This is a genomic window from Paraburkholderia unamae (genome assembly GCF_003096875.1).
GTDB classification, from domain to species: domain Bacteria; phylum Pseudomonadota; class Gammaproteobacteria; order Burkholderiales; family Burkholderiaceae; genus Paraburkholderia; species Paraburkholderia unamae.
Map to the genome: position 1 here is coordinate 705,844 of NZ_QEOB01000001.1, position 15,312 is coordinate 721,155.

Annotated in this window: 14 protein-coding genes; 7 read left to right on the forward strand and 7 right to left on the reverse strand. The window is 63.8% G+C overall.

Features of this window, described 5'->3' with window-relative positions; translation table 11 throughout:
- From C7402_RS46715 to C7402_RS03165, 3 genes are all read left to right on the forward strand, one after another.
- On the forward strand, positions 1–1,295 hold a 1,295-nt coding region (locus tag C7402_RS46715; protein WP_208948881.1), incomplete at its 5' end, for a YadA family autotransporter adhesin.
- 51 nt (positions 1,296–1,346) lie between these two features.
- Positions 1,347–2,270 carry an OmpA family protein gene (locus C7402_RS03160; protein ID WP_116609573.1) on the forward strand — a complete coding sequence of 308 codons (924 nt, stop codon included), beginning with the start codon at positions 1,347–1,349 and terminating at the stop codon, positions 2,268–2,270.
- A 276-nt stretch (positions 2,271–2,546) separates the two neighbouring features.
- Positions 2,547–3,350, forward strand: a complete 804-nt coding sequence (locus tag C7402_RS03165) for a glycosyltransferase family 2 protein (RefSeq protein ID WP_116609574.1) — start codon at positions 2,547–2,549, stop codon at positions 3,348–3,350.
- A gap of 43 nt (positions 3,351–3,393) precedes the next feature.
- Here the strand turns inward: C7402_RS03165 and C7402_RS03170 are convergent, their stop codons facing one another.
- From C7402_RS03170 to thiL, 4 genes are all read right to left on the reverse strand, one after another.
- The gene (locus tag C7402_RS03170) at positions 3,394–3,930 is read right to left on the reverse strand and encodes a cupin domain-containing protein (RefSeq protein WP_116609575.1); all 537 of its coding nucleotides are present in this window, start codon (positions 3,928–3,930) and stop codon (positions 3,394–3,396) included.
- 79 nt (positions 3,931–4,009) lie between these two features.
- A complete protein-coding gene (locus C7402_RS03175) occupies positions 4,010–4,510 on the reverse strand; it encodes a CinA family protein (RefSeq protein ID WP_112171976.1) in 501 nt (166 codons plus the stop codon).
- Between the two features lie 34 nt (positions 4,511–4,544).
- A complete protein-coding gene (locus C7402_RS03180; protein WP_116609576.1) occupies positions 4,545–5,126 on the reverse strand; it encodes a phosphatidylglycerophosphatase A family protein in 582 nt (193 codons plus the stop codon).
- Entirely contained in the window at positions 5,116–6,117 is a 1,002-nt protein-coding gene (gene thiL, locus C7402_RS03185; RefSeq protein WP_116609577.1) for a thiamine-phosphate kinase, read from the reverse strand. The genes C7402_RS03180 and thiL overlap by 11 nt, the downstream gene beginning before the upstream one ends.
- A gap of 164 nt (positions 6,118–6,281) precedes the next feature.
- On the opposite strand from thiL, the gene C7402_RS03190 reads away from it, so the two are divergent.
- The 4 genes from C7402_RS03190 (at position 6,282) to C7402_RS03210 (ending at position 12,738) form a co-directional block, all read left to right on the forward strand.
- On the forward strand, positions 6,282–8,576 hold the full coding sequence (locus C7402_RS03190) for an NADP-dependent malic enzyme (RefSeq protein ID WP_112171973.1): 2,295 nt from the start codon (positions 6,282–6,284) through the stop codon (positions 8,574–8,576).
- 1,280 nt (positions 8,577–9,856) lie between these two features.
- The gene (gene ltrA, locus C7402_RS03200) at positions 9,857–11,563 is read left to right on the forward strand and encodes a group II intron reverse transcriptase/maturase (protein WP_116609578.1); all 1,707 of its coding nucleotides are present in this window, start codon (positions 9,857–9,859) and stop codon (positions 11,561–11,563) included.
- A gap of 250 nt (positions 11,564–11,813) precedes the next feature.
- Positions 11,814–12,173, forward strand: a complete 360-nt coding sequence (locus C7402_RS03205; RefSeq protein WP_224038570.1) for a ribonuclease — start codon at positions 11,814–11,816, stop codon at positions 12,171–12,173.
- A gap of 7 nt (positions 12,174–12,180) precedes the next feature.
- Entirely contained in the window at positions 12,181–12,738 is a 558-nt protein-coding gene (locus C7402_RS03210) for a barstar family protein (RefSeq protein WP_112171969.1), read from the forward strand.
- A gap of 98 nt (positions 12,739–12,836) precedes the next feature.
- On the opposite strand, the gene C7402_RS03215 is transcribed toward C7402_RS03210, so the two are convergent.
- From C7402_RS03215 to speE, 3 genes are all read right to left on the reverse strand, one after another.
- Entirely contained in the window at positions 12,837–13,577 is a 741-nt protein-coding gene (locus C7402_RS03215) for a 16S rRNA (uracil(1498)-N(3))-methyltransferase (RefSeq protein ID WP_116609579.1), read from the reverse strand.
- Between the two features lie 19 nt (positions 13,578–13,596).
- Positions 13,597–14,010 (reverse strand): VOC family protein, encoded by a 414-nt coding sequence (locus C7402_RS03220; RefSeq protein ID WP_116609580.1) that lies wholly within the window; start codon positions 14,008–14,010, stop codon positions 13,597–13,599.
- A gap of 108 nt (positions 14,011–14,118) precedes the next feature.
- On the reverse strand, positions 14,119–15,006 hold the full coding sequence (speE, locus tag C7402_RS03225) for a polyamine aminopropyltransferase (protein WP_112171966.1): 888 nt from the start codon (positions 15,004–15,006) through the stop codon (positions 14,119–14,121).
- Positions 15,007–15,312: the final 306 nt, after the last annotated feature.

The following is a 15,312-nucleotide window of genomic DNA, read 5'->3' on the forward strand; positions in this document are numbered from 1 at the left end:
CGGTGAAGCTGACGAACGTGGCGGCGGGCGATCTGAGCGCGTCGAGCACGGACGCGGTGAACGGTGCGCAGTTGTACGCGACGAACCAGAGCATCTCGAACCTGTCGGGCGACATCACGAACCTCAACGGCCAGCTTGCCGATGCGGTGATGTATGACTCGTCGGCGCACGATTCGGTGACGCTGGGCGGCGCGGGCGCAACGACGCCGGTGGCGCTGCACAACGTGGCGGCAGGTGCGGTGAGCGCGTCGAGCTTCGACGCGGTGAACGGCTCGCAGCTCTACGGTCTGGCCAGCTCGACGGCCAGCTCGCTGGGCGGCGGCTCGACGGTGAACGCGAACGGTTCGATCTCGAACCCGACGTACGTGGTGGGCGGCTCGACGTTCAACAACGTTGGCGATGCGATCACGAACCTCTCGGGCAGCGTCACGCAGATGCAAGGTCAACTGGCGGACACCGTGAGCTACGACTCGTCGAGCCACACCAGCGTCACGCTGGGCGGCAGCGGTGCGACCAGTGCGGTGGCGATCCACAACGTCGCAGACGGTCAGGTCGACAGCGACGCCGTGAACCTCGGCCAGATGAATTCGGCGATCGCGACCGTGACCAATATCGCGGAAAACGCCACGAATCCGATGTTCGCGGCCGATGGCAACCGCGACACGGAAGCGGCGAGCGCAAGCGGCACGCATGCCACGGCTGCGGGTGCCAATGCCGCGGCAACGGGCACGCAGGCGACGGCGGTGGGCGCGAGCTCGCTGGCGAGCGGCGACCAGGCGACGGCGCTGGGCGCGAACGCCACGGCTAGTGCGGCCAATTCGGTGGCGCTGGGCGCGGGTTCGGTGGCCGATCGTGCCAACACGGTGTCGATGGGCTCGGCGGGCAACGAGCGCCAGGTGACCAACGTCGCGGCTGGTACGGCGGGGACCGACGCGGTCAACGTCAATCAGCTCAACGATGCGGTGGGCCAGGTCACGGATAACGTGAACACCATGGTTCAGCAGGGCGTGCAGCAGTCGAAGTCGTACACCGACCAGCAGATCGGCAAGGTGCGCGACCAGATGAACGGTGTCGGTGCGGCGGCCATGGCGGCCTCTTCGCTGATCCCGAATGCGCGCGCGGAAGGCAACTTCCAGATGTCGGTTGCGGCCGGTACGTATGGCGGTCAGGGCGCGCTCGCGCTCGGCGCCAACTACTACGTCGGGACCCGTCTGCTGCTCAACGCTCACGTCGCCCGTTCCACGGCGAGCGGCAGTGCCACCGGCGCGTCGGTCGGCGCAACCTTCGGGTTCTGATAGACCGTCGCTGACCCGCCGCGGGAAACCGCGGCGGGCACGGAGAAACTTATGAAAAAAACATTCCTGTGTGCGGCACTCGTTGCCGCGCTGGCGAGCGCATGCTCGTCTCCGGCACCTCGCGATCAGGTCCAGGCGATGCGCTCGGCGACGCAGCGCGTGGCCGATCCTTACCAGCGCGGTCTGGCCGAAGGCTGGCTCGACGTGGCGGTGCGTCAGGACAGCCATGTGGCGCTGGCCTCGAACGTGTACAACGACGCGGGCACCAGGGCGTACAACAACGCACGGCATTTCGTGGACGGCAGCGTGCCGTTCGAGCCGATTTATCACGCGAAGTACATGCCGACGCGCGACGCATGGCAGAAGGCGCTGCTCGAACTCGATGCCGTGAATCAGCGCGCATCGGTATCGCCGTGTCGCGGCGAGGACGCGGGACGCCTGTCGGCGTTGACCGATGAAGCCTGGAAGGAACAGGAAGAGACGGTCGGCACGCGCTGGGTACACGGCTGGGACGCGATCGAGAACGCACAGAAACTGGCGCAGCAGGTCGAAGCCGAACTCGCGCACTGTGCGCCGCCGGCCGCGCCGCTGCCGCAGCCGCCAGTGCAAGCGCCGCTCGCGCTGTCCGCCGATGCGGTATTCGGCTTCGATAGCGCGGTGTTGACTGCGCAAGGCGGACGCCAGCTCGACCTGGTCGCGCAGCAGCTCAATGGCGCGAGCCGCAAGGTGCAGGCATTGACGATCACCGGCTACACCGACCGGTTCGGCCCTGACGCGCACAACCTCGATCTCTCGCTGCGGCGCGCACGGGCTGTCGCGCAGGGGCTGAAGCAGCGCGGCCTGGCGGCCGAGCGGGTCGACGTGAAGGGACTGGGTTCCGCGAACCCGGTGAAGATGTGTCCGGGCAGCCGGGCGACCTCCGAAGTCATTGCTTGCCTCGCGCCGAACCGTCGCGTGGAGATCACCGCCAAATAGGCGGCAAGCAGAAGAACACGCAGTAGGGTGCGTGGACCAGGCGGCGGCTGGCAGACCGCCTGGCGTGGTGGGGCGTTTGAGCGTGCCTTCGGGCACGCTTTTTTTTTGCGCGACTTGCGCCTTTGGGTGAAAGCGCGTGGCTTGAGCGCGTCGCAGTTCATGGGGTTCGCGGCTGGCTGATTGACTGCCGGCAGGGGACGGATGGATATTTGTTATTCGCGCGGACGACGTTTGGAACGCACTTGAACCGGCGCTTCTCTCTTGCAGACTTTCGTTATGTCAATTTCCGTAATTGTTCCCTGCTTCAACGCCGGGCACACGCTCGCACGCGCGCTGGATAGCTGCCTGGCGCAGCCCGAAGCGACGCAAATTCTCGTCGTGGACGATGGCTCGCAGGACGCGTCAGCGACCGTTTGCGCCGCATATGCGCGCCAATATTCACGAATCGAGTTGTTGCGCATGCCGCAGAACGGCGGAGCCGCGTGTGCGCGCAACTGGGGGGCGCTGAATGCCGCGCATCCACTGCTGGCTTTCCTCGACGCCGACGACGAATACTTGCCGGGCGCGCTGCGTGACGCCGTCGAGTATCTGGCGAGGCACCCACGTGAGCCTTCCATCCGGCTGGACGTTGAATATTGCGGCTTTCCGGCTGATATCGTCGCGCATCCGGATTTCCGGAAAGTGGCGGATACGTTGAGCAATACGGTGCCCAGCAGCCTTGTCATCCGACGCTCGGCTTACGCCGCGCTAGGAGGATTTCCTGCCGACGAAGTATTTCGTCGCCTGGGCGGTGAGGATGGTGCATTTTCGTTGGCACTGCTCATGATATTCGGCAATCCGCGGTTGCATGACCGCAAGCGAGTGCGCATGCACTATCACCCATCCATTCACGCTGAGCGCTTCTTTCGCGGCATGATGGGCATGCAGGCGGTTCCGGGCTCGACCGCCGCGCTAACCCTGGAAGCGTCACGCCGATTCGCTCAGCTTGCCTGTGCGTCGCTTCGCGAAATGCGCGAATTCAATGTCAGCAAGGATTTTGAGGCGCTGTGCGAAACGGCTGCCAAGGCCGCGAATCGCTGACGTCCCAATGGCGCCTCGCCCGGCTGTTGCCGGAGGCGTCCTGTCAGTTGCTTCTTCCTGCCGAAGCCGGCTTGCCGAACAATTCGATGATCGAGCGATGCAGTGGATATTTTTCGGCCAGCGCGGTCACATCGGCGATTTCGAACTCGCTGAATTCGAATCCCGGCGCCACGGTGCAGCCCACGAGCGCATAGGTGGACGGGTCGCAGCAGCGGGCCGCGAACCAGTGGCCCGCCGGCACCACGGCCTGGAATACCGTGCCCGGATGGTCGAGCGCATGGCCGAGCTTGCGCGTGGAGAGCACGCCGCGCTCGTCGATCGAATGGATTTCGATGGGGGAGCCCGCGTAGAAGTGCCATAGCTCGTCGGAGCGGATACGGTGCCACGCCGAATACGCGCCTTCCGCAAGCAGGAAGTAGATGGCCGTCGAGGCCGCGCGCGTGCCGTCTGCGTCGTTTGCGCCGTCACGGCGCACGAGCTTGTCGGCGCGATAGGTTTCGCTGTAGTGGCCGCCTTCGGGGTGCGGTTCGAGCCCGAAGCGGCGGATCAGTTCTTCGACTGCGTGGTTCGCGGTTGCCATGATGGCGGCCTCCTGTAGCCCGTGATAGCCGTTTATGACCGTTGGGTGACGGCGTCCGGCGGGAAGGCCGCCGAACGCGTCAGCGTTCCTGTTCGTCGATGAGCGCGAGTAGCCCGCGCAGCGCGTGCGCGGCGGCCTGCACGCGGATCTGTTCGCGGTCGCCCTTGAACACCAGCGTCTCGACGCTCGTATGCAGCCGGTTGCTCCAGCCGAACGACACCATGCCGACGGGTTTTTCCGGCGTGCCGCCGCCAGGCCCGGCGACGCCGGTGATGGCGAGCGAAACTTGTGCCCGGCTGTTGCTGAGCGCGCCTTCGGCCATGGCGCGCGCAACCGGCTCGCTCACCGCGCCGTGCTTTTCGATCAGTTCGGACGGCACGCCGATCATCTCGGACTTCGCCTGGTTCGAATAGGTCACGAAGCCGCGCTCGAACCAGCCGCTGCTGCCCGAGATGTCGGTGATGGCGGTGGCGACCATGCCGCCGGTGCAGGACTCGGCGGTCGCGAGCATGAGACGCCCGTCGCGCAGCTTGTTGCCGACGCGGATGGCGAGTTGGTGAACGACGGAGTCGGTAGACATTGCGGCAATCCGTGGAAAGGGTGGCGAAGTCGCTTCAGACCGACATGCGCCAGAGCGCGATGACGAGCAGCGTGAAAAAGGCGGCGACGATGTCGTCGAGCATGATGCCGAGGCCGCCCTTGAAATGCCGGTCGAAATAGCGGATGGGCGGCGGTTTCACCGTGTCGAAGAAGCGGAACACCACGAAGGCCCACAGGCGTCCCGTGAAGTCGACGGGCGTGATCATCAGCAGCACGAGCCAGAACGCGACGATTTCGTCCCAGACGATGGCCGAGGGATCTTCCACGCTGAGCTTCTTCGCGGTGAAGCCCGTGATGGCGATGCCCGCGAAAAAGCCCACCATGATCAGCAAGCCCCACTCGGTCACGGTGAGGTAGCGGTTGAGCACTTCGAACGCGGCCCACGCGAACAGCGTGCCGGCCGTGCCGGGCGCGAGGCGCGAAAGGCCGGAGCCGAAGCCGAGCGAGACGATGTGCAACGGATGCGTGAGCATGAACGCCGCGTCGGCGCGGCGCGGGCCGGGTTTCGGCGCGCCGGACGCCGGGCCTTTTGCGGGAGCCGGCTGGCCCCCCGTCGCGTATTCGTCGGCGGGCGAGGGCGTGGGGTCAGTCTGCATGGAAGTGATCGAAGCCTTGCAACGTCAGGTTGAGCGGCGCGCCCGCGGCGTCGCGCCAGCGAATCTCGGGGGCGTCGTGAGTCGATGCGGGCGAACTCATTGTACCGATGCGCGTGACGCGCACGCCGGCCTGTTGCGCCGCCGCCGCGACGGCCTCGCGTTGCGCCGGGGCGGCGGTGAAGCACAGCTCGTAATCGTCGCCGCCCGCGAGCGCGCATTGCAGTTGCACGTCGCGCGGCAGACGCGCGAGCGCGGGCGAGAGCGGCAGCGCGTCCACATCGACGGTCGCCGCGAGATTCGATCGCTCCAGGATGTGGCGCAGGTCGCCGGCCAGTCCGTCGGAGACATCGAGCGCCGCGCGCGCCACGCCGCGCAGCGCGAGGCCGAGCGCCACGCGCGGTTCGGGATATTCGAGCGCGCGGCGAAAATGCGCGGCGTCCTTCTCATCCACCAGCGCGTTCATCTGCCATTCGCCGCGCATCATGCCGAGGCCCGCGCGCGCGTCGCCGGGCGTGCCGGACACCCAGATGTCGTCGCCGGCCTGCGCGGCGTCGCGCCGGAGTGCGGCATCCTGACGCACCGAACCGAAAACCGTAAGGCAAAGATTGAGCGGTCCCGCCGTGGTGTCGCCGCCAATCAGCTCGCAGTCGAAACGGTCGGCCAGCTCGAAAAGCCCGGCGCTGAACGCGGCGAGCCAGTCCTCGCCGGGCTTGGGCAGCGCGAACGCGAGCGTGAAGCCGAGCGGCTGTGCGCCCATCGCGGCGAGGTCCGACAGGTTGACCGCGAGCGCCTTGTGGCCGAGCGCGTGCGGATCGATATCCGGGAAGAAGTGGCGGCCTTCCACCAGCATGTCGGTCGAAACGGCCAGCATTTCGCCGGGGGCGGGCGCGATGAGCGCGCAGTCGTCGCCTATGCCGAGCGTCGCGCGTTGTGTGTGCTCGCGCGCGCGGCGTGCGAAATATCGGTCGATGAGAGAGAACTCGGAAAGCATGACGAAAGGTCTATTACGTGAGGCGTGGCCGGCGCGTCGTTTCCCGCATCGGAGTCGCGGCACTTGCGCCTTAACTGTAAGGAATGCTGTCAGGGATTGGCGCTACAATCGGTCAACTTAGCGTTCGAGTTGTCATTCTAATCCGCACTAACGTCCTGCCTCTTATGTCGAATCCCGCCACGAACAAGCTTCGCGAAGCCGCACTCGATTATCACGAGTTCCCCACGCCTGGGAAGATCGCGATTGCGCCGACCAAGCAGATGATCAACCAGCGCGATCTCTCGCTCGCGTACTCGCCGGGCGTGGCGTTCGCCTGCGAGGCGATCGTCGAGAATCCGCTCAACGCCGCGCGCTTCACGGCGCGCAGCAATCTGGTGGGCGTCGTGTCGAACGGCACGGCCGTGCTCGGGCTCGGCAACATCGGGCCGCTCGCTTCGAAACCGGTGATGGAAGGCAAGGCGGTGCTCTTCAAGAAGTTCGCGGGCATCGACGTCTTCGACATCGAGTTGAACGAATCGGACCCGCACAAGCTCGTCGACGTGATCGCCGCGCTCGAGCCGACCTTCGGCGGCATCAACCTCGAAGACATCAAGGCGCCCGAGTGCTTCATCGTCGAACGGGAAGCGCGCAAGCGCATGAAGATTCCGGTCTTCCACGACGACCAGCACGGCACGGCCATCGTGGTGGCGGCCGCCTTCTCGAACGGCCTGAAGGTCGTGGGCAAGGACATCAAGGACGTGAAGCTCGTCGCCTCGGGCGCGGGCGCAGCGGCGCTGGCGTGTCTGGACCTGCTCGTCGATCTCGGCCTGCCGCTCGAAAACATCATCGTGACCGACCTCGCGGGCGTGGTCTACAAGGGCCGCACCGAGCTGATGGATCCGGACAAGGAGCGTTTCGCGCGTGAGACCAACGCGCGCACGCTTGCCGAAGTGATCGAAGGCGCCGACATTTTCCTCGGCCTTTCGGCCGGCGGCGTGCTCAAGCAGGACATGGTCAAGCAGATGGCAGCGAAGCCGCTGATTCTCGCGCTCGCGAACCCCACGCCGGAAATCCTGCCGGAGCTGGCGCTCGAAGTGCGTCCGGACGCCGTGCTCGCCACGGGCCGCACGGACTACCCGAACCAGGTGAACAACGTCCTGTGCTTCCCGTTCATCTTCCGCGGCGCGCTCGACGTGGGCGCGACCACCATCACGCGCGAGATGGAAATCGCCGCCGTGAACGCGATTGCGGAACTGGCGCGCCAGGAGCAGAGCGACGTGGTGGCCACGGCCTATGGCATCCAGGATCTGCAATTCGGGCCTGAATATCTGATTCCGAAGCCCTTCGACCCGCGTCTGATCGTGAAGATCGCGCCGGCCGTGGCGAAGGCGGCCATGGACTCGGGCGTCGCGACGCGTCCGATCGAGGACATGGACGCTTACGAGCAGCATCTCCAGCAGTTCGTCTACCACAGCGGCACGACGATGAAGCCGATCTTCCAGCTCGCGCGCGCCGTGGAGCCGGAGAAGAAGCGCATCGTGTTCGCCGAGGGCGAAGAAGAGCGCATCCTGCGCGCCGTGCAGATCGTGATCGACGAAAAGCTCGCCAAGCCTATCCTGATCGGCCGCCCGGCTGTGATCGAGCAGCGCATCGCGCGTTACGGTCTGCGTCTTGTCGCGGGCCAGGATTACACGGTCGTCAACACCGACCACGACGAGCGCTATCGCGACTTCTGGCAAAGCTACGCCAAGCTCATGGCGCGCAAGGGCATCACGCAGCAAATGGCGAAGCTCGAAATGCGCCGCCGCACCACGCTGATCGGCTCGATGCTCGTGCAGCGGGGTGAAGCCGACGGCATGATCTGCGGCACGGTCAGCACGACGCACCGCCATCTGCACTTCATCGACCAGGTGATCGGCAAGAAGGCGGGCTGCAACGTGTACGCGGCGATGAACGCGCTCGTGCTGCCGAACCGCCAGATCTTCATCGTCGACACGCACGTGAACGTCGATCCGACGCCCGAGCAGCTCGCCGAAATCACCATCATGGCCGCCGAGGAAGTGCGCCGCTTCGGCATCGAGCCGAAGGTCGCGTTGTGCTCGCACTCGAACTTCGGTTCGAGCAACGCGCCTTCCGCGCAGAAGATGCGCGATCTGCTCGAACTCCTCAAGGAACGTGCGCCGGACCTGCATGTGGACGGCGAAATGCACGGCGACGTGGCGCTCGACGCCACCCTGCGCCGCGAAATCCTGCCGGAGTCGACGCTCGAAGGCGAAGCGAACCTGCTCATCATGCCGAACATCGACGCGGCGAACATTTCGTACAACCTGCTCAAGACGGCGGCGGGCAACAACATCGCCATCGGGCCGATCCTGCTGGGCGCGGCCAAGCCGGTGCACGTGCTGACGGCTTCGGCCACCGTGCGCCGCATTGTCAACATGACGGCGCTGCTCGTTGCCGACGTGAACGCATCGCGTTAAGCCAGCTCACGCCGGCGAGCCCGGCGGTTTGCACAAAAAAGCGGCGCGCTCCGGACGAGCGCGCCGCTTTTTTTCGTGCGGAGAAATCGGCCTTCGAAGCGCAAAACGAGATTGTAAAATTTACCTATCCCGTGCTTGTGCGTCGTCAAGCTCTAGTCGTCGTCGCCCGGCTATCGTTGCTTCCAGGCATCATTAGCGATACCCTTACACCTTTCGTGCGACACGCACGCTCGTGTCCGCCTGCTCCACGTCACGGAGCATCGACTGAAAAAGCATCACCTTTACAGAGGGTTATTGAGGAAACTCACCATGCCCTCCGCGGGCGACCACCTTGTTGGTCGCACTTGAAGTAACAGATGCATCCCATAAAGGTGCACCTTTAAGTGAAATTGGAGACCGGAGCAGTCAGCCGGGAATCCTTGTTGCATTGACCTGATTACCATTAGGTCCCGCCCAGTCAGCGGCTTCACCTCCGCCGACAAGGCGGGGTGTCGTTTGCAATTTTCCTCTATCTTGAGGGTAGGGGATTCGCTAGCGGATACGAGCGAAAGCTCGGTGTGTCATTGTTCGGCCTCACTGGAAGTAGATGTGAGTGCAGAGAACCTGTTGTACGACCAGCAGTAGCCTAGAAGAACATGCGTCACTGGTAACGGTGGGGTCTGAAGCTTCTTCGACAATGCGTCCCCCGGAAGCACGGGCGGTAGGCTGTTGTGAAACGATCTACCGGAGACTCCCAGCAGCAAGGGGGTTGAGGGGCTAGGCTGATTGATATGGTTAACTTTAGTGAACTACTGATAAACCTCGTGATAAGGACCGTGCCTAAGCTGCTGACAGGCACAAGCCAAACGGTACGCGGTCGGATAACTCGCTGAAAGCACGGGTTACGTCGTCACTAGACCGCCGGGGAATAGGTAGAACCTAAGTCAATCGTGTGACATGCCGGGAACGTGGTAAGCCCGTATGGTTGCCTGCGGATCATTGCAGGCAGGCGGACCGCAAGGAACGCTGTTGGCCGTGCGGGTATGGGAGGACGGAAAAAGCGAAAGGTGTCCTGTAATGGGATGCATAGGGGTTGAGACATTACCCCACGCGAAAGCGGGCAGACTTCCGTCTGGTCTACCGTCGCAAGACGGCTGACTACCCTCTAGCGGAAATAGTGATTGCTGGCGGCCTTGCGGTCGTCAGTGTTGTTCTTACCCCCGATGCGGGAGCAAAACGCTCCCGCAAGGGGACGTGATGCTCTTCGCGCGGGAAGTCACTTCTTCAAGCGGGAGAGCAGCATGAGAGTATCTGTCCGAAAGGATGGGTCTGCGCTTTCACACGCGCCGGACAACAACTGGTACGCCGTAGATTGGCGACGAGTTGAGCGGAACGTGAGAGGGATGCAGATTCGAATTGCGAAGGCGACGCGGGAAGGCGACTGGCGCAGGGTGAAGGCCCTGCAACGGATGCTGACCCGCACGTTGTCCGCGAAGCTTTATGCGGTACGACGTGTTACGCAAAACCAGGGTGCGCGAACGGCTGGAGTCGATCGCGAACTGTGGGATTCGCCTGAGAGCCGATGGGAAGCTGTCGGCAGGTTGAAGCGGCGCGGGTACAAGCCTCTGCCTTTACGGAGAGTCTTTATCCCCAAGTCCAATGGGAAGGAGCGCCCTCTGGGCATTCCGACCATGCGGGACAGGGCGATGCAAGCCCTGTATCTGCTGGGCTTGGAGCCAGTGGCAGAATCGACGAGCGACCCAAACTCTTACGGGTTCAGGAGAAATCGTTCGACGGCAGACGCCATGTCCCAGATCTTCGTCACCATATCCAAACGGGTTTCGGCCCAATGGGTACTGGAAGCGGATATCAAGGGATGCTTCGACTGGATCAACCACGACTGGCTGCTGTCTCATGTTCCAATGGACAGGGGCATTCTCCGGAAGTGGCTGAAAGCTGGCCTGATTTACAAGGGTCAGTTACAGGCGACTGAGGCCGGTACGCCGCAGGGAGGCATTATTTCCCCGACACTGGCTAACGTGACGCTGAACGGCTTAGAGCGTGAACTGATTTCGCACCTCGGTGCGAAGTTCGGGATCGTGAGGGCTAAGAAGCTGAAAGTGAATGTGGTGCGATACGCGGACGATTTCGTAATCACCGGCGACTCGAAAGAGGTGTTGGAAAGCGAAATCCGCCCTTGGGTGGAAGTGTTCCTGGCTCAGCGAGGACTTCGGTTATCCGAGGAGAAAACTAGGGTCGTACACATTGACGAAGGCTTCGATTTCCTTGGGTGGAATTTCCGGAAGTACTTGGGAAAACTACTCATCAAACCGAGCAGGAAGAACGTGAAGACGTTCTATCGCAAGGTGGCGGAAACGATCAGCGGTAACAAGACGGTGAAGCAGGAGGAACTGATCCGCTTGCTGAACCCGATGCTACGAGGCTGGGCGCAGTATCACAGTCCCGTGGTAGCCAAGCAGGCGTACACGCGTTTAGAGCACCTGATTTTCCGGAAGCTCTGGCGATGGTCGAAGCGCAGGCATCCAAACAAGAACTCCGACTGGCTGCGGAAGACGTACTTCCACACCGTCGGTGGGCGCGATTGGGTGTTCTCTGCACCCGTGGTTCACGAAGACGGTAGGAAAGGGTTGTCGGAGCTGTACCAGCTTAGCGGTACGGAAATCCACCGGCACAAGAAGATTAAAGGAGGGTTTGATCCCTTTGATCCGATGTGGGAGCAGTACGGCGAGCAGTTGCGGCAGGAACGCATGTGGGACTCGATGCGTTACCGGAAGCAATGGGCCAAGTTGTACATGTCGCAAAGCGGGTTATGCGCGCATTGTGGCTGTGCTCTAACGGACGATACAGGCTGGCACGATCATCACCTAGAGTATCGGGTGCATGGTGGTACAGATGCTTTGTCTAACCGGGTGCTGTTACACCCTCACTGTCACCAGCAGGTACACGCTGGGAATGTTGCGGTAACTAAGCCGGTTCCATTACAGTGATGTGATGGGGCTTTGATTGGAATGAATGTAGGCTTGAGCCGTATGCGGTGAAAGTCGCACGTACGGTTCTTAGGGGGGCGCTCTTCCGAGAGGAAGGGTGCCTACCCTCCATGGTCGTCGAACGCGTAACCCGTGAAGCGGGAACCAGGTGATGGCGCCTCGTCTAACTCATTGTTTCGGCGGCGGATTGTCCAGATCGTCCGGGTTTTCCGGACTGCCGGGCTTGCGGCGGGTGATGGCGGCGGCGCTTATGGCCGTGGCGGCGCTGGCGCCGACCGGCGTTCAGGCTCGCACCAGCCAGACGGACGACACGGGCGCTTCCGTCGGCAGCATTTCGGTCAACGAACTGCCGCGCGAGGCGGTGAATACGTTGAGCCTGATTGCGGCGGGCGGCCCGTTCCCGTACGAGAAGGACGGCGTCGTATTCGGTAATTTTGAGCGGATATTGCCACCGCACCGGCGGGGCTACTATCACGAATACACCGTTCCGACGCCGGGCGCGCATAACCGCGGCGCCCAGCGCATTGTTTGCGGCGGCTCGCGCAAGCGGACCGACAACTGTTACTACTCCGACGACCACTACGCCAGTTTCAGGCGAATTATTGATTGACACCGGGATGAGCGGTATGAGCGATAACGTTTACGCACACGACCCGCGGGTCGCGAGCGATCTGTTCGCGTCCGGGGAGGGCAACCTGTTCCAGCGCGTCATGCAGTTGAAGGAAGACAGCGAGTCGCGCGACAAAGAGGCGGCGCTTTCATTGAACGAGGAGGCCATGGACCTGTTTGCGACCGTGCGGCCGAACATCGTCCAGTCGATTCGGGCGTTTCGCGTGCAGGATCTCGCCGACGAAGCGCAGCGGCTGAACCAGCATTTCCTCTACGCGTTCTGCGCAAACGCGCAAACCAAGCAGGAAGTGCTCGAAACCATCGCCACATCGTTTCTGTTTCCGAAGCATTTCGGCAAGAACTACGATGGTTTGTACGACTGCCTGACCGATCTGGTGCAGAAGGCCGGCGAGCAGCCGGGCTTCGTGATCGTGCTCGAAGGACTGCCGATCGCGCAGAAGTTCGACAAGGACGGCCGCGAGACGCTGCTCGACGTGTTCCGCGAGGCGTCCGAATACTGGGCCGAGCGCCAGGTGCCGTTCCGGGTCTTTTATTCGTTCGCCTGACGTTCAACGGAACATTCCGTCGCGCGCATGCGACAGAAAACCGCGAGCCCGCCTTCCGGCGGGCTTTGTCATTTTTACCGGCGCACCCGGCGGCGCGATTACCAGCCGCCCCAGCGCGCGGCGAGCGCCGAGAGCACGGCGATGCCTGCCGTTTCGGTGCGCAGCACGCGCGGCCCGAGCCCCACGGCGATAAAGCCGTGGTCCAGCGCCGCGGCCTCTTCGGGCGACGAGAAACCGCCCTCCGGGCCCACCAGCACCGTGATTTCACCCGTGGGCGGCTCGGCCGGCAGGGTCGAAAACGAGACGTTCGCACGCGGGGAAAGCAGCACGCGCAGCTCGCCTTCGCCGGGGCGCTTGGGCAGCGAGCCGAGCCAGGTGGCGATTTCGCGTGTGGGCGCGACGTCGGGCATGCGGTTGCGCCCGCACTGTTCGCACGACGATTGCACGATGCGCTGCCAGTGCGCCTGGCGGCGCACCGCCCGGTCGCCCGAGAGCCGCACGACGCTGCGCGAGGTGGTGAGCGGCACGAAGTTCGTCGCGCCCAGTTCAACCGCTTTTTCGATCAGCCAATCCATCTTGTCGCTGCCGGCAATGCCTTGTGCGAGCGTGAGCCGGTAGGGCGGCTCGGTTTCGATGTCGCGGAACGGGCCAATGCGCACCTGCGTGTCGCGCCGCTCCATGCCGAGAATCTCGGCGCTGTATTCGCCGCCAAGGCCGTTGAACAAAACGATGGTGTCGCCGGGTTGCAGGCGCAGCACCTGAACGTGACGCGTGACTTCGTCCGGGAGCGTGACGACCTCGTCGGTGTGCAGGGAACTGCCGACGAAAAAGCGGGGCATAAGACTATTTCTCATTGATTCAGGACAGGTGGCGAGCAAGCGCCCAGCGGTAACCGTCGAGGTCTTCGACCTGTGCAAAACGGTCCCCCCAGAATTGGTCCTGTGGCTCGCTCAGCGATTTCGCGCCGGCTTCGAGGGCCCGCGCATAAACCGCGTCGACATCGTCGACATACAAATAAAAGGATTGCGGCGCGACGGTTTGCGCGCTTTTGGGCGTGCGCGCCGTCGAACCGAATGCGCCCTCCGGCGCGAACATGACGATCAACTGATCGTGGTAGGTCATTTCCACGTGCATGATCGCGCCGTCGTCCACCACGCTGTCGCGTACGCCAAAACCGAAGGCCGCCTCATAAAAGGTCAGCGCGGTGCGCGCATCGCGCACCGTCAGATACGGTGTCAGCCACGGCACGCCGGCAGGGCGGGGTGCGGTCATCGAGTCTCTCCAGATTCGCGGTTCGGATGAGGCGCCGTGCGCCGTTACTGGGCGTGGGTGCGCACGAAGAAAGCGTTTGCGACCTGCCATTGTCCACGGACAGGACCACTAAAGCTGTAGGAATTCGCCTAGTTTATCGCGGGCAGTGAAAGGCGCTTTTAAGAGCGACTCGTGCAACCGTGCGTCGTAGAAGCGCAGCGCTTCGAGTTGGCGCCCGGCCTGGCGAGCTTGCAGCGTGGCCGGGTCGATCGACGCGGGGTCGAGCATGTCGCTGGCGATCGCCATCAGCCACAGCGAGCCGTAGAGCGGGACATACGCGGCAAGCGGCCGCACGACGGCGAAGGACTCGCGCAAACCGGCGAGCAGCGCGCCCACGCGCGCCGCGTGATGGAACGGCGAGCCGAGATGCAGCGAGACGAGCGCGTCGGCGCTCATCACGCCTTTGAGGGCGCTGTAGAACTCGCGCGTGTAGAGCCCGGCGGCGGGCGAATCCGGCGGGGTCAGATCGAACACGACCAGGTCGAAGCGCTGCCGGGCCGTGGCGGCTCCGGATGCGCCCATGGAGGCCACGAACGCCGCCGCGTCGCCAATCACGAGTTCTACGCGTGGGTCTTCGAAGGCGCTGCCGCGCACCTCGGGCAGGTAGTCGCCCGTCAGGCGCACCACGTCGGGGTCGAGCTCGGCCACGACGATACGCTCGATGCCCGGATGGCGCAGCAACTGGCGCGCCGCGCCGCCGTCGCCACCGCCCAGCACGAGCGCCGCGCGCGGGGCGGGATGCGTGAGCGCGGCCGGGTGGGTCATGCACTCGTGATAGATGAACTCGTCGCCGGCGGAGGTCATCGGGCGGCCGTCCAGCGTGAAGAGGCAGCCCAGTTGCGGCGTGTCCCAGACCTCGATGCGCTGCCAGGGCGTATCGGCGGCCGCGAGGCGGCGCGCGCCCGGAAAGCCGTAAAGCGCGTCGGCAGCGGGATGGAAGAGCAGGGGAGCGGTCACGGAATTCCTGAGGCATGGCCCGCGCGCGTGAGCCTACGAAAGCGCGCGAAAAATGGGGCCAAAAATCGGTTCGACAGCGGCATTATAGGCGCCGCGCAGCCGCCCCCGGCCGTGGCGGCCCGCAACAAGCCGAAGGCTGGTCAAGCGGGGGAGAATCGCGGGCGGACGCCGCGTTCCTCTCGCCTTACAGCCAGGGATAATCCCCACGATCTGCTAGAATATTGCGCTTTGCAGCCTCCTCCGTTTGCTCCGGCCGTTTCGCGTCTCCTGGCGCCGCATGTGCGCCCGAGCGGGCGATTTGCCGAG